General features: G+C 38.8%; 20 protein-coding genes. 12 read left to right on the top strand and 8 right to left on the bottom strand.

The features are described 5' to 3' along the window. Window positions 1-5: 5 nt before the first annotated feature. From ACE3RB_RS04705 to ACE3RB_RS04695, 3 genes are all read right to left on the bottom strand, one after another. Window positions 6-650 (bottom strand): hypothetical protein, encoded by a 645-nt coding sequence (locus tag ACE3RB_RS04705; RefSeq protein WP_374463149.1) that lies wholly within the window; start codon window positions 648-650, stop codon window positions 6-8. A gap of 10 nt (window positions 651-660) precedes the next feature. Continuing rightward, on the bottom strand, window positions 661-1,206 hold the full coding sequence (locus ACE3RB_RS04700; protein WP_374463148.1) for a hypothetical protein: 546 nt from the start codon (window positions 1,204-1,206) through the stop codon (window positions 661-663). Window positions 1,207-1,523: 317 nt separating this feature from the next. Continuing rightward, the gene (locus tag ACE3RB_RS04695) at window positions 1,524-2,348 is read right to left on the bottom strand and encodes a universal stress protein (protein ID WP_374463147.1); all 825 of its coding nucleotides are present in this window, start codon (window positions 2,346-2,348) and stop codon (window positions 1,524-1,526) included. 228 nt (window positions 2,349-2,576) lie between these two features. Between ACE3RB_RS04695 and ACE3RB_RS04690 the strand changes: the two genes are divergently transcribed. The 6 genes from ACE3RB_RS04690 to ACE3RB_RS04665 all read left to right on the top strand — a co-directional run bounded on the left by ACE3RB_RS04690 (window position 2,577) and on the right by ACE3RB_RS04665 (window position 10,296). Continuing rightward, the gene (locus tag ACE3RB_RS04690; RefSeq protein WP_374463146.1) at window positions 2,577-3,695 is read left to right on the top strand and encodes a sensor histidine kinase; all 1,119 of its coding nucleotides are present in this window, start codon (window positions 2,577-2,579) and stop codon (window positions 3,693-3,695) included. After that, window positions 3,692-4,081, top strand: coding sequence for a LytR/AlgR family response regulator transcription factor (locus ACE3RB_RS04685; RefSeq protein ID WP_374463145.1), 390 nt, complete (start codon window positions 3,692-3,694; stop codon window positions 4,079-4,081). Before ACE3RB_RS04690 ends, ACE3RB_RS04685 begins: the two co-directional genes overlap by 4 nt. Then, window positions 4,041-4,451 (top strand): LytR/AlgR family response regulator transcription factor, encoded by a 411-nt coding sequence (locus ACE3RB_RS04680; RefSeq protein WP_374463144.1) that lies wholly within the window; start codon window positions 4,041-4,043, stop codon window positions 4,449-4,451. Before ACE3RB_RS04685 ends, ACE3RB_RS04680 begins: the two co-directional genes overlap by 41 nt. 223 nt (window positions 4,452-4,674) lie before the next feature. Continuing rightward, window positions 4,675-5,793 carry an efflux RND transporter periplasmic adaptor subunit gene (locus tag ACE3RB_RS04675; protein ID WP_374463143.1) on the top strand — a complete coding sequence of 373 codons (1,119 nt, stop codon included), beginning with the start codon at window positions 4,675-4,677 and terminating at the stop codon, window positions 5,791-5,793. A gap of 29 nt (window positions 5,794-5,822) precedes the next feature. Continuing rightward, window positions 5,823-8,894, top strand: a complete 3,072-nt coding sequence (locus ACE3RB_RS04670; protein WP_374463142.1) for an efflux RND transporter permease subunit — start codon at window positions 5,823-5,825, stop codon at window positions 8,892-8,894. Continuing rightward, on the top strand, window positions 8,881-10,296 hold the full coding sequence (locus ACE3RB_RS04665; protein ID WP_374463141.1) for an efflux transporter outer membrane subunit: 1,416 nt from the start codon (window positions 8,881-8,883) through the stop codon (window positions 10,294-10,296). Before ACE3RB_RS04670 ends, ACE3RB_RS04665 begins: the two co-directional genes overlap by 14 nt. 140 nt (window positions 10,297-10,436) lie before the next feature. Here ACE3RB_RS04665 and ACE3RB_RS04660 read toward each other — a convergent pair whose 3' ends face one another. Further along, window positions 10,437-10,919, bottom strand: coding sequence for a hypothetical protein (locus ACE3RB_RS04660; protein ID WP_374463140.1), 483 nt, complete (start codon window positions 10,917-10,919; stop codon window positions 10,437-10,439). Between the two features lie 323 nt (window positions 10,920-11,242). Here ACE3RB_RS04660 and ACE3RB_RS04655 point away from each other — a divergent pair, with 323 nt between their 5' ends. The 5 genes from ACE3RB_RS04655 to ACE3RB_RS04635 all read left to right on the top strand — a co-directional run bounded on the left by ACE3RB_RS04655 (window position 11,243) and on the right by ACE3RB_RS04635 (window position 16,832). Next, window positions 11,243-11,821, top strand: a complete 579-nt coding sequence (locus tag ACE3RB_RS04655; protein ID WP_374463139.1) for a DUF4840 domain-containing protein — start codon at window positions 11,243-11,245, stop codon at window positions 11,819-11,821. 56 nt (window positions 11,822-11,877) lie between these two features. After that, window positions 11,878-12,489, top strand: coding sequence for an RNA polymerase sigma factor (locus ACE3RB_RS04650; protein WP_374463137.1), 612 nt, complete (start codon window positions 11,878-11,880; stop codon window positions 12,487-12,489). Continuing rightward, window positions 12,482-13,873, top strand: coding sequence for a porin family protein (locus tag ACE3RB_RS04645; protein WP_374463136.1), 1,392 nt, complete (start codon window positions 12,482-12,484; stop codon window positions 13,871-13,873). Before ACE3RB_RS04650 ends, ACE3RB_RS04645 begins: the two co-directional genes overlap by 8 nt. 43 nt (window positions 13,874-13,916) lie before the next feature. Beyond that, complete coding sequence (locus ACE3RB_RS04640) at window positions 13,917-14,879, top strand: T9SS type A sorting domain-containing protein (RefSeq protein ID WP_374463135.1); 963 nt, start codon at window positions 13,917-13,919, stop codon at window positions 14,877-14,879. A gap of 417 nt (window positions 14,880-15,296) precedes the next feature. Beyond that, a complete protein-coding gene (locus ACE3RB_RS04635; RefSeq protein WP_374463134.1) occupies window positions 15,297-16,832 on the top strand; it encodes a YifB family Mg chelatase-like AAA ATPase in 1,536 nt (511 codons plus the stop codon). Between the two features lie 30 nt (window positions 16,833-16,862). Here the strand turns inward: ACE3RB_RS04635 and ACE3RB_RS04630 are convergent, their stop codons facing one another. Next, on the bottom strand, window positions 16,863-17,795 hold the full coding sequence (locus ACE3RB_RS04630; RefSeq protein ID WP_374463133.1) for an MBL fold metallo-hydrolase: 933 nt from the start codon (window positions 17,793-17,795) through the stop codon (window positions 16,863-16,865). A gap of 543 nt (window positions 17,796-18,338) precedes the next feature. Here ACE3RB_RS04630 and ACE3RB_RS04625 point away from each other — a divergent pair. Next, window positions 18,339-21,443: an amino acid adenylation domain-containing protein gene (locus ACE3RB_RS04625; RefSeq protein WP_374463132.1), complete on the top strand. Its 3,105-nt coding sequence runs from the start codon at window positions 18,339-18,341 to the stop codon at window positions 21,441-21,443. A gap of 71 nt (window positions 21,444-21,514) precedes the next feature. Here the strand turns inward: ACE3RB_RS04625 and ACE3RB_RS04620 are convergent, their stop codons facing one another. From ACE3RB_RS04620 to ACE3RB_RS04610, 3 genes are all read right to left on the bottom strand, one after another. Further along, complete coding sequence (locus ACE3RB_RS04620) at window positions 21,515-22,741, bottom strand: spondin domain-containing protein (RefSeq protein WP_374463131.1); 1,227 nt, start codon at window positions 22,739-22,741, stop codon at window positions 21,515-21,517. A 131-nt stretch (window positions 22,742-22,872) separates the two neighbouring features. Further along, entirely contained in the window at window positions 22,873-23,349 is a 477-nt protein-coding gene (locus ACE3RB_RS04615) for a DUF1905 domain-containing protein (protein ID WP_374463130.1), read from the bottom strand. A gap of 77 nt (window positions 23,350-23,426) precedes the next feature. Further along, on the bottom strand, window positions 23,427-25,631 hold the full coding sequence (locus ACE3RB_RS04610) for a S46 family peptidase (protein ID WP_050791163.1): 2,205 nt from the start codon (window positions 25,629-25,631) through the stop codon (window positions 23,427-23,429). Window positions 25,632-25,655 lie beyond the last annotated feature (24 nt).

Below are 25,655 nucleotides of genomic sequence, written 5' to 3'. Positions count from 1 at the left end.
GGCATTTATCTTATTCTTTCCTGTTTGTTCCAGATTAAACCCAGTATGAGTATGCCGTTACTGATCAGATTCAGCATAAATAAAATGAAGAAATAAATCGTCTCCGAAACAGTAGTTCTGAAAAAAAGTATCGGAATGCTTTCGATAAAAAGAATCAGTAAAGCCACTGAAATCCAGAAAGGTAAATAATTCTTGATTTCAAGTATCTTATCAGAATTAAAGGTTTGGTACAGGAACAAAATAATTGAAAACAGCAACAAAAGAATATCTGCATAGAGCATATTAAAAGAAAAATGGTGAAGCAGATCATCTTCCGTGTAAAACATAACAGCAATATTGAGGACAAAAAGAACCAGGATGACAGCCTGTATCTTTTTGAGCAGCGGAACATACAATAACTGGTAATAGTAAAATAAATACAAAAAGAATACAATCATAAGAAAACCAATTATATAGAAGATGTCCGTAGGCAGATTTGTCAGCTTGAAATAGAAATAACAGGAGATATCAATCAGGGAAAACAACAGATATCCTATGATGAAAAATAAATTTTCCTTTCCGGTTTTTCTATATTTTATGACCATTAGAATCATCACTACAATGGATATGGCCATCGATATCTGTTTCCCTGTTTCAATATTCCAGTTCATGATCTTGTTTTTATGGCATTGTTCCGGACAGTGTTTTTGGAGGAGGAGCCAGATTGGTCATATTCATAGACTCTATAGATTGTACATCTGTATTTTCCTCGGTGGCCTCCGTTCTGGCCATAGCATTGTCTCTCTTTCTTTTTTGTGAAGTAGGCACCAGAAATATGGTCTGATAACCTGCATACTCAGGCTTTGCCATTCTGTTTTTAGGATGATTCAGGGGATATTTTCCCATATAGATTCTGATTCCCGGATTTTTTAATTTTTGTTTTTTTGCGTTTTCTTTTACATATTTAATATACCCTTCCATGTCTTCCATCGAAAACCAATACCATCTGGAATCAGGTTCTCCGTTTCTGTATCTGGTAAGAATTTCATGGTTGGTTCTGGTGTACTCATCAAAAAGGACCCGGCCTTCACGGTAGCTGATCAGTTTCTTTTTATAACTGTTACTTACAGGTTCTTTAGGAGGTTCATTGCAGCTCAGCAAACAGAAAATAAGAATAAATGCTGTGCAGAGCGTACTTAAAATCTTAGTAAAAAAGGAAGTTTTCATTTTTATGGTTTTTAATTTTATGGAACAAAATTAGCTAACGGCACAACTATAAAAAAGGGTGAAAACACTGTTTTTATCCTATACTAAATTTACGACTTTTTGATATTAAGATCAGTATGAATTGTTAATTTGTTTTTGTTTTTTTTGAAAGATATATTAATTATGATTGTTAAAATGGCAATATGGATTTGAGTCCGGAAATACGTAAAAAAACAGGCCCGGGAAACTTTCCCGGGCCTGTTAAACAAGATTAAGTGTAAAATTTAGCCTTTAAAGGCAAAAAAGGATAATTCAATGTGAACAGATTTTTATTGATCTTAATCTATGTTTAAGGGAATTGACAGTAATGGTATTTTATTCTTATAGGCCATTATGGCTGTTTTGCTTCGGTGGAAAAGTGATTCTATAAGGTTATATTTATAAGGAACCATGGTCAGAAGATCAGGGTTGGTAAGTTTTATTTCCTCCTCTATTGCCTTAATCACTTCGATGGATTGAATCATTTTAAAACTGTATTTAATGTCATCCATGTCGTAACCGGAATTCAGGTCAATATCATGAATAACTTCAGCAAAATCCTCGAGTCTTTCATTTACATTAAAGACTTCAACCTCAGCATTAAATTCGTTAATGAAATAATAAATATCATTCAGGGCAGACCAGGTCATGTTTTTATGCGTGTCATAAGCAAAAAGTATTTTCCTGATTCCTGTATATTCTATATGAGAAGGGACAATTAATATTGGCTTTTTTATTCTGTGAATTGCCCTTGTTACAGTATTACCCAAAAGCTTTTGTTCCAAAGTTTTCTCTGCCATTCCCATGACCAGGAAATCGCAGGTGTGTACCTGTATACAGTTTTCAAGTTCTTCAATGAAATTACCGGATGCCAGATGATGCTCTGTTTTAATACTATATAATCTTGTAAGCTCAGTTGCTTTGTCCTCCAGTTTTTTTTGATTTTTAAGTGTTTGTGTATAGAAAAAATCAGCCGAAGCCTGTGCATTCAAAGCATGTATGGAAACGGTTTGAAGATTGAAAAGCACAATCCTGTATGTATTTTCTTTAGCTATAGAAGCTGCATAATGAGTGGCATTTTCAGCTTCATGAGAAAAATCTGTGCAGACAATTATTGTTTTCATTGTACCGGATTTAGTATTGCAAAACTAGGACAGACCATCATGAGCTAATGATAAAAATAATGCGATGTTGCATAAAATGATGATGAAATGTCTTTTTCAGGTGATGAACCGTCAGATTCATTTGAACGCTGCTATTTTACGTTTCAGCTCCCGTTTTGGCGGTCTCGTCTATTTCGGACAGGACCCATATAAAATCTATTTCTATATTTACAATCACAAAGTTCGCCCATGAATAGGATTTCCGCCATCAGGAAAAATATAGTCCGAAATAAAAAGATTCTTTCCACTATGAAAAGAAGGCTCGTGATCTGGGCCGTAGCAGTGGTTACTTTCTGTGTTTTCTCCTATCTGATAGATCCGTTTGATCCGGTCTGGAAAGGGTATCTGAACACGCCGCTGCAAATGATCCTGGAAGATGCCTCATGGATTATCTTATTTTCTGTAATCATTTCAGAGGTCAGTATATTTATTGACAGAACTCTTAATAAACTGCTTCCCTGGCGAAACAGAACTGTAAAGCGGCTGCTCATTCAGTGTTTGCTGCAGATTGTGGGAAGTGTTATGATTGTGATTATCATTAATGCGATCGTAGACTGTACCTCAGTAACATTACCTGAAATGGATTCAAGGAAAGAATATACATTACTTGGGCAATGGATTGCAACCAATATTGTAATCTCTTTGATTATCAGTGCATTTAATACAGTGGACTATCTGCTTGAAAACTGGAAGAAAACAGCGGTAGAAGCTGCCCAGCATAAACTCCGGGCATCCAAACATAAACAAGCTGCCATGGCAGCAGAACTTCAGGCACTGAAGCTTCAGATAGATCCTCATTTTATTTTTAATAATCTGAGTGTATTGTCAGAACTCATTCTGGAAGATCAGCAGTTAGGATATGAATATTCAGAGAAGTTTGCAAGAGTTTACCGGTACCTGTTGGTCAATTCCAGAAAAGATATTATTGCAGTAGAAGAGGAACTTAAGTTTTTGGAATCTTATATTTTTCTGATTGAAAAAAGAATCGGGGAAGGTGTTGTGTTTAAAATTGATATTAAAGAAGAGTACAGATCCAGGTTTACCCTGCCGCTGTCTCTGCAGTTATTGGTTGAAAATGCCATTAAACACAACCAGACTTCAAAGGTGCATCCCCTGGAAATTCATGTTTATACCAATCCTGAAGAAGAACTTGTAGTTTCTAATACATTTCTGCCTTTAATCAACAAGCCGGATTCCTCCGGAGTGGGTCTTACCAATATCATTACACGATATGAAATTTTAGGATATCCTAAACCTGTGATTGAAAAAACTGAAGATAAATTTATTGTAAAACTTCCATTGATATGAAGATTAATAAGATTTTAATAGTTGAAGATGAAAGACCCAATGCAGATAGGCTGAAAAGACTGTTGCTGAAATTAAGACCCCATATCGAAATCTTGTCTGTAGAAGACTCCATAACTTCAACGGTGCACTGGCTGGAAAATAATGTTGTTCCTGATGTTATCATGATGGATGTCCGCCTTGCAGACGGGCTCAGCTTTGAAATATTTAATAAACATGACATTAAAAGTGCGGTCATATTCACCACAGCTTACGATGAATATGCAGTACAGGCATTCAAATACAACAGTGTGGATTACCTTCTGAAACCTATTGAAGAAGAAGAACTAGAAGCCGCTCTGAAACGTTATGAAACCTTTATGGAAGCCGTTCCGGTGGTACGCTATTGAAGGATTGTTGAACTATATCCAGCCAAAAGATTACAGAAAACGTTTTCTGATTGCCCACAAAGACGGGTATAAAACATTTCTGGCAGAGGATATCCTGTACTTTTATACCGAATTGGGAATCAGTAAAGCCATGCTGAATACCGGTGTTGTAGAGAATGTGCCACAGACCCTGGAAGAGCTTGAGAAACAGCTGGATCCGAAATTCTTTTTCCGGGCCAACAGACAATTTATCATTCATATTGATTCTGTAAAGCATATTTTTAATCATTTTAACGGAAAACTGAAGCTGGAATTAAGAAAACATCCGGAGATGGACGTGATTGTAAGCCGAGAAAAAGCTTCCATTTTCAAATCCTGGATGGATTATTAATATTTGTTCCTGAAAAATATACAAGACTGCTTTTTTACAGAAGCGGTCTTTTTCTGCCGTATACATCCTTTTTGTCCTGTTTATAGAGGAAAATAACTGGTTTCCCTTTCATTTTTGCTATCCTACGTTTCACCTGCAATTAACGACGCTTCACTCAATTTCTGCACTTACATCCTTATTATATGAAGTTATTTTGCTGCTGTAAAATTTAAAAACCAATGTTATGAATTACAGAAAAGGATATCTGGTACTTTCACTTGCTGTTGCGGTGCTTTACTCGTGCGGCTCCGGGAATGGCCAGGAAAATGCCGGGCAGATGCAGCAGGCATTGCCTACAGATTTTATAGAGGTGAAATCGGGAGATGCGGATGTTTCCACTGGTTATCCGGGAAGCATAGAAGGACAGGATAATGTAGATATTAAAGCACAGGTGACGGGTTATCTGGAAGCAGTATATGTGAAAGAAGGACAGTACGTAAGTAAAGGACAGACCCTTTTCCGAATAAACCCATCAGTCTACAATGAACAGGTAAATACCAATGAAGCTGCTTTGAAATCAGCTTTGGCAGCACAGGAAACAGCAAGGCTTGAAGTGGAAAAACTGAAGCCCCTTGTAGAAGGGAAAGTAGTTTCCGATATGCAGCTGAAAACGGCACAGGCAAGTTATAAAGCAGCATCAGCTCAGGTTGCTCAGGCACAGTCTTCATTAGGATCTTCAAAGATCAATGCTAATTTTACTTACATTAAAGCACCCGTTAGCGGATACATAGGAAGAATTCCGAACAGGGTAGGAAATCTCATCAGTCCGTCTGATGCATCACCGTTGACGACACTTTCCAGCATAAACACTGTGAATGTGTATTTTTCTATGAATGAAGCGGATTTCATTGCGCACAGCAGAGCTTCAGCGTCAGGAAATACTGCAGAAAATGTAGAGCTCATTCTTGCAGATGGTTCCACCTATGCTCTTAAGGGAAAACTTGAAAACGCCAGTGGAAACTTCGACAGAAATACCGGAAGTATCCAGATGAAAGCTGTTTTTCAGAATCCTGATCAATTATTAAGAGCCGGAGGAACAGCCAGAGTGATGATTCATAACGCTCTGAATGGAGTAATCAAACTTCCGAAAACCTCTGTAAAAGATATTCAGGATAGATTTTTTGTCTACAAGCTGAATGGTAAAGACAAAGTAAAAATGACTCAGATTACGGTTTCAGGAAGTACATCCCAGGATTATTTTATCAAAGAAGGAGTGAATGCAGGAGATAAAATTGCCATCAACAGAATCGATGCCCTTACAGACGGGGCACAGGTTGTTGCGCATACCGTTCCTTTGAAATAGTTGTATAACCACCATCAGAAAATTCAAAAATGTTAAAAAAGATAATAGACCGTCCGGTGCTGGCGACGGTAATATCCCTTATCATTGTCATTTTAGGGATCATAGGATTAAACCAGCTGGCAGTGACCAGATTCCCGGATATTTCTCCGCCTACGATAACCGTTTCAGGGTCTTACCCCGGCGGAAACAGTGAGACCGTGATCCGTTCAGTGGTAACGCCGCTGGAAGAGCAGATCAATGGAGTGGAAGATATGGAATACATGAAGTCTACGGCCAGTAATGACGGTACATTCTCCATTTCCATTATATTCAAGCAGGGATTGACTACCTCCAAGCAGCAGAACAGTATGGTATTGATCTTCAATATCTATACAGAGGACAATAAGCAATATGATGAAACCTTCCTTCAGAACTATGCGAATATTAACCTTATTCCACAGGTCAAAAGGGTAAAAGGAGTAGGGCAGGCCATGGTTTTCGGAATTAAAGATTATTCCATGAGAATATGGCTTAACCCTCAGAAAATGTCATCCTATGGACTTGAACCGGCAGATGTCTCCAGAGCCATTGCGGACCACGGTTTGGAATCTGCTCCGGGTAAATTGGGAGAAGAATCTGATGCCGCTTTAGAATATGTGATCCGTTATAAAGGAAAAAAGAACAAGCCTGAACAATATGAAAATATTATTGTTAAAAATACCGGAAGCCAGGTCATCAGGCTTAAAGATGTGGCCCGTGTGGAATTCGGAGCCATTTCAAATACGGGAGATAACCTGTCCAATGGTAAAAATGCGGTTACTGTAGCGATCATGCAGACTACAGGATCCAATGCCAATCAGATTGAAATAGGCGTAAACAAAGCCCTTGATCAGTTATCAAAATCATTCCCTCCGGGTATCAAATACACAAAGGTAATGAGCACCAAAGAAAGACTGGATGAGGCAACAGGACAGGTGAAGTCTACTTTAATAGAAGCATTTATCCTTGTATTTATTGTAGTATTTATCTTCTTGCAGGATTTCAGATCTACGATTATTCCTGCGGTGGCAGTTCCGGTAGCAATTATTGGTACTTTCTTCTTCCTTCTGGTCTTAGGATTTACCATCAATGTACTGACCCTTTTTGCCCTTGTACTGGCGATCGGTATCGTAGTGGATGATGCTATTGTTGTAGTAGAAGCCGTTCACAGTAATATGGAAGGGACAGACCTTTCAGGGAGAGAGGCCACTCATAAAGCGATGAGCGAGATCACAGGAGCGGTTATTTCTATCACGTTGGTAATGTCAGCAGTATTTATCCCGATCGGGTTTATGTCCGGTTCAGCAGGATTATTTTATAAGCAGTTTGCGTACACCCTGGCCATAGCCATTATTATTTCAGCCGTTAATGCATTGACTTTAACTCCAGCCTTATGTGCTGTATTTTTGAAAAACAACCATGCAAGAGAAGGAGAAAAACCAAAAGGATTCGGGCAAAGGTTTGCTGTGGCATTCAATGCAGGATTTAATAATATGACCAACCGTTATGCAAAAGGAGTAAGATTTTTAATTGGAAAAAAATGGATTGCAGGTGGATTAATCGTAGCCGTTATCGGAGTTGCAGGATGGCTGATGTCGAGCACACCTAAAAGCTTTGTGCCTATGGAAGATGACGGGTTCTTTATGTATACGCTAAGTATGCCTCCGGGAACTGCATTGACAAAAACTACAGAAGTTTCCAATAAGATCAATGACATCTTAAAAGGGGTGGAAGCGGTACAGGAAAACACTTCCATTACAGGATATAATCTGCTCAGTAACAGCGCAGGACCGGCTTACGCCATGGGATTTGTTAAGCTGAAACCTAAAAAAGAAAGAGGAGAAGTTCAGGATATCCAGGAGGTGGTAGATAGGGCTACTGCAAAATTGGGAGTGATAAAAGAAGGAAGCGTAATGACTTTCAGAATGCCTCCGGTAGAAGGATACGGAATGACGAATGATGCAGAAATCGTGCTTCAGGACCGTATGGGAAGAGATCCTCAGGTGCTGAAAGCAAAAGCGGATGAACTGATCGGCCAGCTGATGCAGGTTCCGGAAGTAGCATTTGCCTACACCATGTTCAGGGCAGACTATCCCCAAATGGAGCTTGAAGTAAATGAAGATAAAGCAAAACAATTAGGAGTAAGCATTTCAAACCTGTTGGGAACCGTTCAGACATATTTCTCCGGAGACCAGTCCCAGAATTTCTCAAGATTCGGGAAATTCTACAGAGTGAATATTAAAGCAGACGGTGTTTTCAGAATGGATGAGCAGGCGTTCAATGATATTTTCGTAAAGAATGAAAAAGGAGATATGGTTCCGGTGAATACACTGATGACTTTGAAAAAAGTCTACGGTCCGGAATCCGTTCAGCGTTATAACCTTTATAACTCGTTAAATATCAACGTGTCTCCAAAACCAGGCGTAAGTAACGGAGAATTGATGGGTAAACTGGAACAGACTTTAAACAAATTACCGTCTGATTACAGCTACGAATGGACAGGATTGAGTCTGGAAGAAAAGTCAGCAGGAAATCAAACCATTGCCATCTTCGGATTGTGTCTGCTTTTCGTATATCTTTTGTTGGCAGCTCAATATGAAAGTTATATCCTTCCTCTGGCAGTTATGCTTTCCATCCCAACTGGAATTGTGGGAGCTTTCCTGGGAATAAAAGCCATTGGTCTAGATAACAATATTTATGTACAGGTAGGATTGATCATGCTTATTGGGTTATTAGCCAAAAATGCAATCCTGATTGTTGAATTTGCCATCCAAAGGAGAAAAGCTGGACTTTCGATCCTTGATTCTGCACTGGAAGGGGCAAAGGCGAGATTACGCCCGATAATCATGACTTCATTAGCCTTTATTGTAGGGATGGTCCCGCTGATGATCTCTACGGGAGGAATGGCTTCCGGGAACAAATCAATCAGTACAAGTGCAGCAATGGGAATGTTGAGCGGAGTGGTTCTGGGAGTTTTTGTAATTCCTGTCCTCTACATGTTCTTTCAGTATCTCGATGAGAAGTTCTCTGCCAAAAAGAAGTACAATACGATAGAAAATCAATTGACAAATGAGACTATTTAATATAAAGAATTTCCTTATTTCAGGCGCAATGGCATCACTGCTGATGTCTTGTGCCGTAGGAAAAAAATATTCAAGAACAGACCTTCAGATTCCCGGAAACTACAAAGAATCTCTACAGGTAACAGGTGATACGGTAGTGCTTCCGTGGAAGACTTTTTTCAAAGATCCTAAACTGATAGGGTTAATAGATAAAGCCCTTTCCAGAAACAATGAAGTAAACGTTGCTCTGAAAAACATAGAACAGCTGGATCTTGCTTATAAACAGGCCAAGCTGAGCCTCATGCCAACAATGGATTTCAGTGCAGGAGCCAACAGAAGCTGGGCTTCCAAAAATACACTTAACGGTTCCCTGAATGAACAGTTTGTAGGGACAAAATACATGGATGACTTCAGTGCTGCATTAAGGCTTTCCTGGGAAGTAGATATCTGGGGAAAAGCAAAAATGCAGAAAGAATCTGCCGCTGCAGAATATTTTGGACAGAAAGAAAACTTAAATGCCATAAAAAGCAGGATAGTTGTTCAGGTAGCACAGGCTTATTACAATCTTGTCAGTCTGGATGAACAGATGAAAATAGCGGAGCAGAATATTGAATTGAGTGACAATACGCTCAAAATGATGAATCTGCAGTTTATAGCAGGACAGATTAATTCTCTGGCCGTTCAGCAGGCTGAGGCCCAAAAGAAAACAGCAGAACTGCTGATTCCTTTGGCAAAGCAGAATATTTCCATTCAGGAAAATGCATTGAGCATTCTTTGCGGAGAATATCCGACGAGGATTGAGACGGAAGGTAATCTTAAAACAATGATTCCTGAAAATAAATTATCAGAAGGATTACCCGCACAATTATTGAGCCGGAGACCGGATCTGAAAATGGCAGAATTTAATGTTATCAGCCTGAATTCCAAGACAGGATTGGCAAAAGCAGCCATGTATCCGAGTATCAGTCTTAGTCCGCAGATAGGAGTGAATTCCAATAAATTCAGCTCATGGTTTGATATTCCGGGCTCTATTACCAAAGCAATTGCAGCCAACCTGGCAGCTCCGGTTTTTCAGAAAAAGCAATTGAAAACAGCTTACGAAACAGCATTGATTGAGCAGGAAAAAGCAGCGATCAACTTTAAACAGTCTGTAATGACCGCAGTTGGAGAAGTGTCTGATGCCATGGCCAAATCCAAAGGTTCTTCAGAAAGATTATTGCTTCTGGAACAGAGAACTGCTATTCTGGACAAAGGAATCAATGATGCACTGAAGCTGTATAAAAGCGGAATGGCAACTTATCTGGAAGTGATCACTGCACAGAATAACAAACTGCAGAATGACCTGGAAGCTATTAATGTTACACTGGAAAGATTAAATGCTGAGGTTGATCTGTACAGGGTACTTGGAGGAGGAGTTGAGTAAAATGTAAATGAAAAATAAAAGGAAGTTGCACGATGCAGCTTCCTTTTTATGTCCAAAATAATTGGTTGCTCCAATAAAAAAATAAATAGCCAGAATGACTATTTATTTCCCACCGATCAACAATATTTGATATGATAAATCTATTTTGCTACGTATGAATAATCTTTGATGAAAGTCTGCCCGGCTGAGTAAGTTTTATTCTCATCAGTCTCTACACTTCCATTCACCTCAGCTTTATAGCTTACAGAAATAGGAGCACCATCAAGATTGGATATAACAACATGAAGACTTGAAAAGTTGAATGGTTTTACAGTCTCAAACACATAGGTTTTTGTACTGCCGGTAAAATCACTTACCTCCAATGAACTGGTATTTGCATTCCCTTCAGTGGCTCCGTTCTTTTTCCATACAGGACTTCCGTACTGGCTGGCATCGTGATTTCCTGCACTTACAAGAAAATCAACCTGATCATTGGAATCGGCCCCGTTTACAGTAATGGTAAATTTCATGTTTGCTTTTGCATCAGCAGGATCATCATCCTTACTGCAGGCCGAAAAAATAATACCGGCAGCTGCGATCATTAAAAAAGTCGAAATAATTTTTTTTGTCCTTGGTTTTTTCATAACAGTTAATATTTTGCCTTTTATTGTTGGGACAAATGTAGTCTGAGGCGTATAATACCTGCAATACATAAAAACCATGTTTTTTTTCTACCGGGAATCAGGTAGAAGATAGGCTATAGCTCCTTTCCCAATGAAAAATTCTGATTTTTGAACATGAACTTTATAGCTATAAATGAAAATGGGTGAAAATTTACATGCATTAAATCAGTCAGTTATGAAAATTTTTATCTTTTTTCGAAAAAAAATATGCAAGATTTTTGAAAAGCTGGATTTATATAGATGAGTACTCGAAAATAATTAATGTTCAACGAAAAAGTAATGCAATGAAAAAATTGACAGTACCCCGATTTTTTATAACAGTTTTAATGGTTTTGGCAGGATTGGCCTTATACTCATGTAATGATAGTGATGCACAGGATATTCCACCTGTAAAAATGGAAGAATTACCAGGAAACTATAAAGGTAAGCTGATTATTATCCAGGGAAATAGTAAAAGAGAAGGAATAAAAGAATTCAAAGTAAAAAAAGATACGATCTCATTTGCAGAATTTCCTGTTACCGAAATTGTAAAAACAGTGGTGAAAGACCCTGCAAAAGCAGAAACAGCTATAAAAGCTCTTGGAAAAGTAAAGTATGATCTTAAATATGCAGCAGTGATCAATACAGCAAATAACGTGATAGAATTAACTTTGGCTCCTAAGACAATGGAACTTCAGATTCCGGTAGATGGCGTTAATAAAAAGACCGTTGTGGAATTTACAGCAAAGCAGAAAGGATATTATGTCGGTATGGATAGAACACTTAGATATGCTCTTACAGCAGAAAAAATTACAGTAGATGGGACATTGATTACTCCTTATGAAGTGATCGATTATAATTTTCCTTTCTGTATAAAAAATTAATTAATAGATATTATCATAAATGGATTGCGCTTTAATAAGATGCAATCTATTTTTGCTTGACAGTTTATAACATCCTGACGGGTACGGCAGAAGTAGCATATATGGAAGAAAGTAAAGAACAGATTTTGGTAAAGCACCTTCTGAAGAAGGAGGAAGCTGCCTGGAAAGAGCTTTTTGGAGCTTATTCCGGAAATCTGAGCTATGTATGTTCCCGCTACGTGACAGAAAAAGAAGATGTTCATGATGTGCTGCAAAACAGTTTTATTAAAATGTTCCGTTCGATAGAATCCTTTGAGTATAGAGGAAACGGGTCTTTAAAAGCCTGGATGACACGTATCACAGTTAATGAATCTTTGAAACATATAAAGCAGAAAGGAGATTTCAAATCGGCGGTTGAAGTAGATGATCTTCCGGATATTCCCAATGAAGAAGAACCAGATTTTGAAGAAATTCCACGAGATGATATTATGAAAATGATAAGATCTCTTCCTGAAGGATACAGAACTGTTTTTAACCTGTTTGTATTTGAGAAAAAAAGCCATAAAGAAATTGCCGGGCTGCTGGGAATTGCAGAAAACTCTTCTGCATCTCAGTTTCACCGCGCAAAAGGATTGCTTGTTCAGAAAATAAAAGAATTTAAAATGTCAAAAAAAGCACAATATGAATAATGAATGGCTAAATAACCTGCGAAGCAGAATGGATGACCATGAAGAGGAGGTTCCGGAAGGGTTGTGGGATGACATCAGGGATGAATTATTCTCGGGAGAAGAAAACAACAGCGTTCCTGGGTTTATTCCTGAAATTCATGAAGGCGGTGCGGAAAAGAAAGAAAGAATTGCAGGTGCGGGACAAAAATCTTTATTCTATCGCATCGGAGGTATTGCTGCTGCCATTGCATTGCTGTTTTTACTGACAAAAATACTGCCTCATAATGACAAGGAAAAAGTTCTGTCTCAGAAACCGGCAGATGTAAAAAAAGAAAAGGAAAAAGGCTCTTTAAATGCTGGAAAAGCTGAACATATTGTAAGCAGTGAGGTAAAATCAGGAAAAAATGTCTCCTTAGTCAAAAATATATCCAATGCAGCAACTCTGAAGAAGATATTGACTCAAAGATATTCTGATAACGGGACAAAAAATGACGCCGGGAAAATTCAGGATATTATAAAGCTTCCTACTGCTTCGGAGGCCTTTCAGCAGGAAAGTAAAATTGCTCAGAAAATATCGCCTGTTGATGATACTGTGAAAGAAATGGCGGAAGAAAAAGAATCAGATGAGGTTCTTTTTAAACAGGAAAAATTGAAGGAGATATACGCAGAAAATACAAAACATACTGCCAGAAAATCCGGAAATAAAAAGTCCTGGATGCTGGGTATGCTGACAGGAAATATGGCTTCCAACTCCGCAGAACAGCAGTTTCCCGGGTATGCTTCAATTACCGGAAAAGCCATGAATGTTGAGCAGGTATGGACTACTTCAGAGTTCCATGATGATCCTCTGACAGCCATATTGCTGGCAAATCAGAGCCAGCCGGTAGAAGCAAGAATCAGACATAAGGTACCTGTTACTTTCGGGCTTTCTGTTTACTATAATCTGGGTAAAAGATGGGGAATAGGAACGGGAGTAAATTATACCAAACTGTCTTCTGAGCTGCATTCCGGGAGTGATAACAATTATATTAAGGGAGATCAGACCGTTCATTATATAGGAATTCCTGTGCAGGTCAATTACAATGTCATCCAGAAAGGCAAATTTACAGGATATGTTACAGGGGGAGCGCTCGTGGAAAAACCTGTAGCAGGAAGTATCACAACAACGTATGTAGTGAATGATGAAATAAAAGAATCTTCAAAAGAAAGTCTGGAACCAAAACCTTTACAGTTCTCTGTCAACGCAGCGGCCGGCCTTCAGCTGAAGATTATTGATAAAGTTGGAATTTATGCGGAACCGGGAATAGGATATCATTTTAAAAAAGAAAACGCTCCCAATACAATTTATAAAGAAAAACCACTTCATTTTAATATGAAGTTCGGTGTAAGAGTGCTGTTGGATTAATGCCGGAGATTTTTAACACAAAACCAAGCTTAATTATTTATATATGAAAACAAAACTAATCTTTTTGATGTTTTTATTATTCAGCATTTTGAATCTAAAAGCACAGTGTACCCCTACAGTTACCAGTCCCAGACTTGGGCAGAAATATCCCGGATCCGTTCTGTTCTGCGATACGGAAGATGAGGTGCTTTCTACCACACAGACTTACACAACTTATCAGTGGTATAAACAGGCGTGGACCTGGCAGACTCCTAATAACAATCCGTGGGTTGCTATTCCGGGAGCTACGTCACAGCAGCTGACCATCAGCGGCAACGAGCAGCTGAATTATTTTAAAGTGGTTGTTACCGATGGAGACTGTACAGCAGAAAGCCCGACAGTATTTGCAGATGGCTTCGTATATGGGCTTCCCGCTATGATGACTACTTATACTCCGGGAACCTATGAAGAAAATATGGGAACAGTAAATGTCTGCAACGGTGCTTCTGTTCAGTTTGACGATATATTCCCTGTAGTGTATGGCAAGCATACGTGGTTCAAATGTGTCCCAAGCAGTAATCCTCCGGTGGCAGGGGATCCTTGTATCATTCCTGGTGTAGTAGGAGATACTTATGTGGCAACCACTTCCGGAAAATATGGGTTCTATGCCTGTACTGAATACTGTCCGGACCAATGCCAGATGTTAGATCCTTTTGCATTTGTTGAGGTGAATTTCGGGAACTGGGAATTCTGCAGCAATTTGGGGACAGGAGAGACAAAAATTAAAGATAATAATCTGAAAATCTATCCTAATCCTACAGCACAGCATCTTTATATCGGAAAAGAATCGGGCAAGGTTTATAAAGAAGTTACCATTATAGACATGTCCGGAAAGCTGGTTCTGAAAAAAACAGATCACAGATACAATCAGCCCATTGATGTAAGCCAGCTGGTGCCGGGGAACTATATTATTGTTTCTAAAAGCGCGGCGGGAATTGAATACAAAAATAGATTTATAAAAAAATAGGATTACGTAATCTGATGATGCTAAAATATTGATTGTGGCAGGAAGAATGGATGTCAGAGGAGAGGGTTTCCTTGTATTGAAGAAGAACTAGAGTAATTTATTTTAATACTTTACGCTCAATAGATAAAATTTTCATCCTTGTTAATCTAATGACGTCATAATTACCCCAAAAGGAGTTCTCTCTTTCCGGCATCCGGCTTCCTGACTTACATTTAATTTTTCTGTAACTCAGATGAAATAATCTATTCGTTAGTTTTTAATAATGGTTGGGTCGGTACAAAGAAATTTGTACCGGTTTTTTTTATTCTGAATTTTCTGAATTTCTTTTTAAATATCTCTGTATGACTAGAATGCCATTAACGTAAACCTCAGATTTTTAAAATAGTATATTGATTATTTTTACCTCAAAAACACACCATGCTGATCAAAATTTACGGAAGTGCCATTCATGGAGTGGCTGCACAGACCATTACCATTGAAGTAAATGTAGACACCGGCGGAGTGGGATACCACCTGGTGGGACTTCCCGATAATGCCATCAAAGAAAGCAGCTACAGAATATCGGCTGCACTGAAAAATGTAGGATATAAAATTCCCGGAAAGAAAATTACGATTAATATGGCTCCTGCGGATCTCAGAAAAGAAGGTTCGGCTTATGATCTTAGTATTGCCATTGGGATTTTAACCGCTTCAGACCAGATACTGGCAGAAGACGTTAAAGACTACATCATTATGGGAGAGCTTTCTCTGGATGGAAGCCTGCAGCCGATTAAAGGAGTACTCCCCATTGCAATTCAGGCCAGGGAAGAGGGATTCAAAGGGATCATTCTTCCAAAACAAAATGCAAGAGAAGCAGCCATTGTTAATGACCTTGAAGTATATGGGGTAGAAAATATCAGAGAGGTTATTGATTTTTTTAATGAAGGTAAACCTCTTGAAAAAATAACTTTGGATACCAGAAAAGAATTTCATGAGAAGATTAACAACTTTCCTTTCGATTTCTCTGAAGTTAAAGGGCAGGAAACAGCCAAAAGAGCGATGGAGGTTGCTGCTGCCGGCGGACACAACATTATTCTGATCGGTCCGCCCGGAAGTGGGAAAACAATGCTGGCCAAAAGAGTTCCCAGTATTTTACCTCCTTTAACATTGAAAGAGGCTCTGGAAACAACAAAAATCCATTCTGTTGCCGGAAAGATAGGAACAGAAGCTTCACTCATGACTGTCCGCCCCTTCAGATCTCCACATCATACTATTTCTGATGTCGCTCTCGTGGGTGGCGGAAGTTACCCGCAGCCTGGGGAGATTTCCCTTGCCCATAACGGCGTTTTATTTCTGGATGAAATGCCTGAATTTAAAAGAACAGTGCTGGAAGTAATGAGACAGCCTCTGGAAGATCGTGAGGTAACCATTTCGAGAGCACGGTTTACCGTAAACTATCCCGCAAGTTTTATGCTGGTAGCTTCCATGAATCCCAGTCCAAGCGGTTTCTTTCCCGATGATCCTAATAATACCTCATCGGTTTATGAAATGCAGCGCTACATGAATAAGCTTTCCGGACCTCTTCTGGATAGAATTGATATTCATATTGAAGTTCAGAAGGTAGAATTTGAACAGCTTTCCGAAAAAAGAAAAGGGGAGAAAAGCAAAGACATCAGAGAACGCGTACTGAAAGCCCGGGAGATTCAGAATAAGCGGTATCAGAACCTTAATATCAGCAGTAATGCCCAGATAGGACCAAAGGAAATTGAAGCATTTTGTGAGTTGGATGAAACCTCATTCGGCCTTATCAAATCAGCAATGGAAAAACTAAATCTTTCGGCAAGAGCGTATGACAGAATTCTGAAAGTCGCCAGAACAATTGCCGACCTTGAAGAATCTGATAATATTTTGTCTCACCATATTTCCGAAGCCATACAATACAGAAGCCTGGACCGGGAGTTCTGGAATAGATAACCGATCCGGACTTCTTGTTTTGAGAAAATTTTATATTGTACCTGGTTCCATGGTTGTTTCTAAATTGATGGAAAAAGGACTGTTGTATACTTTAGGAACCCACTGAAACTGGTTATTTACCTTATTTATGTATCCTATTCCCGGCCATGGAAGATGGGCGGAACAGATAAGTGTTCTGTTTTCATAACAGTTTTCCAGTACTTTTTTGCGGGTTTCAACTCCTGTTTCAAAGTCAATATCCCATTGAGTGCCCCAGTCAGGTTTTGCAATAAGCAGGGGAGAGTGAAAGATATCTACCACGTTGGTAATTGACAATCCTCCATTACTCACTGTATACATAATATGACCAGGAGTATGTCCCGGAGCTGCTTCTGTCTGGATACATGAGAACAACTGATCTCCCATCTCAAATTTTGTAAGCCGGCTGTCTATGGCAGAAAGGACTTTTCTAACCAAAGGAATGCTTGGTTTTCCTCCTTCAGGGTTTTTGCTTTTTTGAAAATCCGGATTATCGCTTGTCCAGAATTCAAATTCATGGCTGGAAATATAATAATGAGCATTCGGAAATACAAAATCACCATTTTTAGAAAGTATTCCTCCGATATGGTCTCTGTGAGCATGGGTAATCAGAATATCAGTGACAGACTCCGGTGTGAATCCTGCAGCATTAAGGCTGTATAATAACTTTCCTGCATTTTCACCATCATAAAATCCTTCTCCTGTATCTACTAAAATAGTTCGGTCATCTTTTTTAATAAGCATTACATTAATAGGAGCCTCATAATAAGATTCAGATAAATAAAGATTCCGGAGTTCGGTTTTTACAAGATGTTGGGGGATGCCGGGTGCTAAGATAGGTTGATGGTATCCAATACCAAAATATCCGTCAGAAAGTATAAAAATATCCAGTTCATTGCATGGAATATGTATGAATCCATGGTCTCGCTTCAGTTTTTGATCCATATTAAAAATGAATGGTGTTTTGTTTTTACAAATGTAGAAATTATTGATCTTATTAAACAGGAGTACAGAATAATTTTGTTTTGTAAATATTGAATTGATTGAATTTCAGCTGTTTGATTTTATTTCTTTTAGAATGTCAATTCCGGAATGTGGTAGATGATAATAATTATGTAACACATAGGTTAAATTATTATGTTAAGTTTGGTTACCATATTATTAAAAATATTACATTATGAAAATCAAATTTTTAAATACTGAATAGAAATTTGCATTGAATTGCTGAAGAATATCCACAATATATTCCTTCCTTTTCCCGACTGTCATAAATAACGTTTGAACGCTGTTTACGTTCTGCTCACGGAGTAGATCGCTTAAGACTCTGTATCATTCAATTTTACAACTATAATGAAACACATTTAGTACATAAACTGTGGTTATACCTTATACCCTGTTGTGTCCTTATTTCATTTCATTTAAAATTATTTTACAGAGGATGAAAGCCATTGATTACTAATTTTTTAAACCAATCAAAAATTTATTACGATGTCAAACACAATTCCCTCATCAGAAGCCCAATCAATAGGTTCGGCGGTATTGCTGTCACCTGAAGACAGAGAAAAACTTTTAAACGGATTCAATAAAACCGGCTGGGACTATCATCATGAAGAAACATTGGAATCCCTTTTCCGGAAACAGACAATCCTTCATGCAGATAAAACAGCTGCTGTTTATCAGGAACAGGAAATTACCTACAGAGATCTGGACCAGAGAAGCAACCAGGTAGCAAACTTCTTATTAAAACAAGGTGTTAAAGAAGGACAATATGTTCCTATCTGGCTTGATCGTTCTTTAGAATGGATTATTGCTGTTCTTGGAGTTATTAAAACAGGAGCTGCGTATGTCCCTATTGATCCTGCTTATCCTGCGAAAAGAGTAGAATATATTCTTTCCGATACTTCTTCAGATCTTATTATTACCCATCAAAACCTTAAAGATCTTTTATCTGAATCCGGAAAAGAAAAAGTATTTGACCTGAGCAGCATGGAAAATCTCAATCATTTACCTTCGCATCATCCTGAGATTAAAATTCACCAGAAAAGCCTTGCCTATACAATTTATACATCAGGATCAACGGGAAAGCCGAAGGGAGTAATGATAAGCCATCAGGCTATACAGCATCTGGTAACGTGGCATAATCATCATTTTCATGTGGATCACAGTTCAAAACTAACTCTTGTTGCAGGACTGGCATTTGATATCTCCGTATGGGAGGTCTGGTCTGCGCTTACTTCAGGAGGAACCATTTTTATTGCAGACAATGAGGATAGGACAAGTGCTCAGGCATTGGTAGATTATTATAGAAAGAATCATATTACCCACGGCTTTGTACCCACGGTTCTTGCTCCTTCTGTAGTAGATCTTACCCGGAATTATAACGTGAAACTAAAATATCTCTTTACGGCAGGGGAAAAGCTGAAGCCAGTGCTTACTACGGAATTAAGCTATGAGCTGATAGATTATTATGGTCCTACGGAATGTACCGTATATGCTACCTTCAAAAAAGTGAAGGATATCAACGGGAAATATGTTTCCTCTATAGGCAGGCCTATTGCCAATGCAAAAGCATATATCTTGGGAGAAAATATGGAATTGCTGCCGGTAGGAGCTGCCGGAGAATTATGTATCGGTGGAAATCTTTTAGCAGAAGGGTATCTTAATAACGAAGAGTTTACTCGTTCCAAATTTATTATGAACCCGTTCAGGGAAACAGAAAAGCTTTACCGTACCGGAGATCTGGCCAGATGGAAACCGGATGGTGAGATTGAATTTCTGGGAAGGATTGATAATCAGGTGAAAATTCGTGGATTCAGAGTTGAATTGGGAGAAATAGAACGGTCACTGATCGGACAGAAAGAAATCAAAGAAGCTGTGGTCATTGGAAAGGAAACGGAAGGCAGCACCAAATATCTGATTGCTTTTATTGTGTTAAAACCTGAAATGGTAACAGATATTTCTTCAATCCGTAATGCATTGAAGGAAGAGCTTCCGGGTTATATGATCCCTGCACAGATTATTTTTATAGATGCCATTCCGTTAACAGCCAATGGAAAAACAGATACCAGGGCATTAAAGGATCTGGCTGATCAGGAAGTAAAAGACGTAATTTCATTTGAGCCGCCAACCAATGAGACCGAAAGGATCATTGTGGATGTCTGGTCTTCTGCTCTGGAACGTCCTGTTATTAATATTACAGATAATTTTTTTGATATCGGAGGAAACTCCCTGTTGGTAGCAACCGTTGCTGTCACTTTACAAAGAAAGCTTGATGTAAAGGTTTATCTGCGGGATATCTATCAGTATCCGGTACTGCAGCAACTGTCAGAGGTTCTTATAGCCAGGTCCAGAGAAATGAGAGATGCGGTTCCGGCAGAAGATGTGGAGCCGTATGTTGAATTACAGAAAGATGTCTATCTGGCTCCCGGAACTGTCTTTGCGGGAGGGTTTGATCCCGGGCAGGTAGAAAATCCAGAAACAATATTTTTAACGGGAGTTACAGGGTTTGTAGGGATTCATCTTTTACAGGAACTTCTGGATACTACCAATGCAGATATTTATTGCCTTGTAAGAGCTCAGGATGAGTTTGCTGCAATGGAAAAGATTGAAAGATGTTTTAAACGATATCACATTCCTCATAAAGAAGAACAGAAACTGAGGATTATTCCTGTGATAGGAGATCTGGCATTGCCTTCTTTAGGGTTATCAGAAGAAATATTCACCAGGCTGGCAAAACAGGTTGATGTGATCTACCATTCCGGAAGCTCAGTAAATTTCATTGAACCCTATTCCTATATGAAAGCCCCGAATGTAGAAGGATTAAGAGAAATCATAAAGCTGGCAGGAGCAGAAAGAACAAAATGTCTTGCTTTGTTGTCCACAATCTCAGTATACAGCTGGGGGCATATATTTACAGGAAAAACAGTGATGCTTGAGTCTGATGATATCGAACAGAACTTAATGTCCGTAAGTAAAGATATAGGGTATGTAAGAAGCAAATGGGTGATGGAGGCCGTAGCAGATTTAGCCGCTAAAGAAGGCCTTCCGTTAATCACCTATCGTTTGGGATATGCAATGTGTCACAGCGAAACGGGTGCAAGTGCGTCCTATCAATGGTGGTCGGGATTAGTGAAAAATTGTATAGAATTCAAATCTTATCCTGCTTTAACAGAGCTTAGAGAAGGACTCATCACGGTAGATTATATGACCAAAGCAATGGCTCATATCACAAAGAATAAAGAAGCGATAGGCAAGAAGTTCAACTTAATTGCCCGCCCGGAAACAAATCTTACGCTGGAAGATTTCTTCGGATTGATGAAACAGTATTATCCGTTTACACTGAAAGGTCTTCCTTACAAAGAATGGCGAAAACAATGGGAGGATGACAGTAAAAACCGTTTGTACCCACTAACAAGCCTTTTCAGGGACAATATGCATGAAGGCTTATCAACAGTAGAGCTTTATCAGAATACCTATATATGGGATTGTTCCAATGTGATCCGATTTCTGGAAGGTTCCGGAATTCAGGAGCCGGTATTTGATAAAAAAATACTGGATTCCTATTTAAAATATCTGGGAATTCCGGTTGAATAACATTACTGATATTAAAATTCCAGGCACAGCTGCCTGGAATTTTTAATTGTATGATCTTTTAAGCCTGAAAATTAATTAACGGTTACTTTAATCACATTCTGAACAGCGGGAACAGGATAGTGGGTTCCTACTTTTGAAATAATCTTATTTTCACTCTGCGGAGTGCCGCCGAATAATGCCTGATGATTTCCGGCTCCCGGATATTGGTCAATACCTGTTCCGGAATCAAATAATGAAGTTTTTGAACTGATGTCTCCCTTGGTGTTGGCATCAATGCTCTGTTCATTGGCATAAAACCAGTCATTGGAAAACCCAAACATGGTTACATAAGCTATTTTGTCCCCTGGTTCAGCATTAAAGCTTGTTGTTACTTTGCTTCCCGGTGCTACAGGAGCGTTCCCGGCAACATATACACCTCTTACGGCAGAGAGAGATTTAAGGCTGTTTTGAAGCTTGCTTACATTTCCAAACTGTGCAATATCTTTCAATCCCATTCCGCTGTCAGTTTGACCTAATTCATAAATAGGATTTTTGTCACCACGGTAAACAACTACCAAAGCAGGAGAGAGGCCGGTCATAATTCCTGTGTTGGCATTCAGTTTCGCCATCATTTTACTGATATTCCCCATCTGGGCAATATCTGTGATTTCCGGATTTGATAAAGCATTAGGAGTAAAAAAAGGAGCGTTGTTAAGCAACTGGGAGCCATTGTAGTTGGAAACTGCCCATACTCCGGGAGAAAAAGGAGTTTCATTAGCCGTTCCGCCAGATGTATTGGTAATGGTGAGCGTAAATTCTGAGGTTACATCATTGTAAGCAAGATTGAGCTTCATAAGCTGTGAAGCATTTACGTTAGGAACCTGCATAATAGGCTTGCTTTCTGCCTGTCCTGTTATATCATCTTTCGTTCCGTTATCCCATAATCGGACACTTGAAGAAACATCTCCGGTGATAGCATTTCCGTTGGCATCAAACAGTTTGATACCTGGCTGCTGGGAAGCAAAAAACCAGTCTTTTGAAGCCCCGTACATGGTGGCAAACATTAAAGCCTGTGTTTTTCCTGCACTGAATGTAACAGAAACAGACTGTCCGGGCAGAATAATAGGAGGGGTTCCTGTTCCCTGAAAACTTCCGCTTTCTACAAAATCTTTAGGAGTTACCACATTTTCAAAAGTGATAGTTTTTTGAAAAGGCATTTCTGTCATCGTGTCATTATCCGAATCACTGCACGAAGAAAGAGTAAATGCAGCTAGAGTAGCTGCCGCTAAAACCGATGTTCTGAAAATAAACTTGTTCATAAAAGTAAATTTTTATAGTTATAATTGATATCTGTAACTATAGTCGGCTACTTTTTAAGAACCTGACAAAAAATATTTTCTTTATTCAATTTTTTTTAGTGTACAGCTTTCGGGAGTGGAAGCAGAATGGTTTATATCCCCTTTTTCCCATCCAGAATCATCTGAACCATTTTTACCTTCCGGTTTTCTCTGGTTTCCGGCTTCCTGGCTTCTTCTATCCAGCGGATATATTCTTTTTTGTGGGTGTAGCTCATCTTATCAAATAAAGCCTTTGCTTCAGGGTTTTCATTAAAAACAGAGACAATATCATCTGCAATTTCAACCACTCTTTCTTCTTTATCTTCCATAAGAGAAGCAGAAACCTCATCTCCGAAAGTTTTACCAAGCTGTTTTCTGACTTCCTGCGTCAGACCTAAAATATGGCAATCGGATTTCATTTTGGCCAGGCTTCCACGGTATTCAACTTTATTATCAAACAGGACTTTAACCTTTACCTGTCCTTTTTTATTAAACAGTTCTTCCGTAGAAAACGGAAATTCTACAAACGCAGCATTCATTTCTCCGTTTTGCTGAATAATAGCTGTAAATTCAATAGGTTTAGGATTCATGATGAAATATTTTAATAGTCAAAAATAAAAAAAACGTGAAAGTAATTTCACGGTTTTTAAAAATATATCAGATAAGATTATTTTTTAGTTTTCTTAGGCATTGTTGTTGTCCCTGAGTTTTTAGTTTTTGTATCAGCAGGAGTGTTTTCTCCTCTTACAAGTTTCAACTCATCAATTAATCTTCTTGCTCCTGCAAACTTATCAATTGTCCAAAGAACGAAACGAACGTCTACGTTAATTGTTTTCTGCCATTCAGGCTCGAAAACGATATCACCGCTTAATGCTTCACTGTTTCCGTCGAAAGCGATACCGATAAGGTTTCCGTCACCATCAATTACCGGAGAACCGGAGTTTCCACCTGTAATATCGTTGTTAGAAAGGAAGTTTACAGGCATATACCCTGCAGCATCAGCATACTGTCCGAAATCTTTAAGGTTGTAAAGGTCGATCACTCTTTGAGGAAGATCAAACTCTTCATCACCTTTCTTGTATTTTCCAACAAGACCAGTCATATCTGTATAGTAGTTATCAGTAATCCCGAAATAGTTTCTGTCATTTCTGATAGGTAACTTATCTACTGTACCGTAAGTTAATCTCATTGTAGAGTTGGCATCCGGATAGAATTTTTTCTCAGGCATAGCTTTCATTAAACCAGCTAAGAACAGACGGTTGTTTTTTGCAAAGTTGTCATCTATTTTAACGAATCTTTCTGTACTTATCTTTTGATCAGCAACAATTCCGTTAGCTGCCTTCCAAAGCGGATCAGCATCAAGCTTCAGTGCATCCGGATTCAATAAGAAGTTCGTAGCAGAAGTTTTATTAGCGAAGATTGAAGAATATGCCAGATTAGAAACAGTCTTGGCATCCAATCCTAAAATAGTAGCAGAAGCAACGTCCGGGTTTTTAACTCTTGCCTGGTAAAGGCTTGTCATAGCAGCAAGCATTTCTCCTTCCAAAGCTGGATTGAAGTTTTCATAAGCCGCTTTTATTGCCGCTTCAGTTTTAGCTTTCATTGCTAATCTTCCCTGCATATCCTGAGCAGCATACGCTTTAAGAACAGATCCTACCTGAGCCGCAAGGGTAATATATTTGGCATTTCTTGTAAACTGAGTAGCATAGTTTCTTTCAACATTTCTGTCAGATACTTGTTTGTAGTAGATAGCGATATCTTCTAAAACGCCATTATACTCATCATTTCCTGGCATTGCAGCCCATCTGTTGTAAGTTTCCTCAATTTTTTGCTTGTCAGAAATAGTTCCGTTTTTCTCTACAGCGTCAATAGTTCCTTGTCTGTTTTTCCAGTAGTTAGCTACTGAAGCATATTGAGAAGCATAGTTAAGTTGAGTTGCCTTATCCTTATCCATGTACTTTTTCATGACATCCATAGCCAATTTAGAAGCTTCAACCCAAGCCGGATAATCTTTAGTAACCATCTGCTGAATTCCGTAAGAAGTAAGGTAACGGTTTGTTCTTCCAGGATATCCTAAGATCATTGAGAAATCACCAGGCTTAATTCCTTTAAGAGAAACCGGAAGGAAATGCTTAGGCTTCAGTGGAGTATTGCTTGGAGAATATTCAGCAGGGTTTCCTGCAGCATCTGCGTACACTCTGAAAACCGTAAAGTCCGCAGTATGTCTTGGCCATTCCCAGTTGTCTGTATCTCCTCCGAATTTTCCTAATGATGAAGGCGGAGCCCCTACCAATCTGATATCTTTATAATCCTGGTACACGAAATAGTAGAATTCATTTCCGTTGAAGAAATCTTTAACTACTACAGTATATTTTCCGTTTTCAGAGTTTTCTGTCTGGATGGCTTTAGTCTCAGCATCAATAACAGCTTTTCTCTCTGCTCCGGTCATATTGTTGTTTAGCTTGGATGTGATTCTTTTGGTAGCATCATCCATTCTTACTAAAAATCTTACATAAAGATCCTTTGCATTGAATTCGTCTTTCTGTTTCATTGCCCAAAAACCGTTCTTCAGATAATCTTTTTCCGGTGTGGAAGCCGCAGCAACAGCACCGTAGCCACAGTGGTGGTTGGTGAATATAAGTCCTTTATCAGAAACAATCTCTCCTGTACAGAAACCACCGAAACTTACGATCGCATCTTTTAAGCTTGAATTGTTCACTGAATAAATTTCTTCAGGCGTAAGATGCAGACCCTCTTTTTGCATATCAACACCGTTAAGTCTTTTGATGAGCATTAGCAGCCACATCCCCTCATCCGCCCTCATCTGAGCAAAGCCCAGTAAGAAAGTGAATAGTAGAAATAGTCTTTTCATTTTATAAAATAATTTTTGTGTCGC

It is taken from the genome of Chryseobacterium sp. (genome assembly GCF_041914225.1).
In the GTDB taxonomy this organism is placed as follows: Bacteria; Bacteroidota; Bacteroidia; order Flavobacteriales; family Weeksellaceae; genus Chryseobacterium.
Note: the sequence above shows the minus strand (reverse complement) of the source record. Positions and strands in the feature narration are given on the sequence as shown.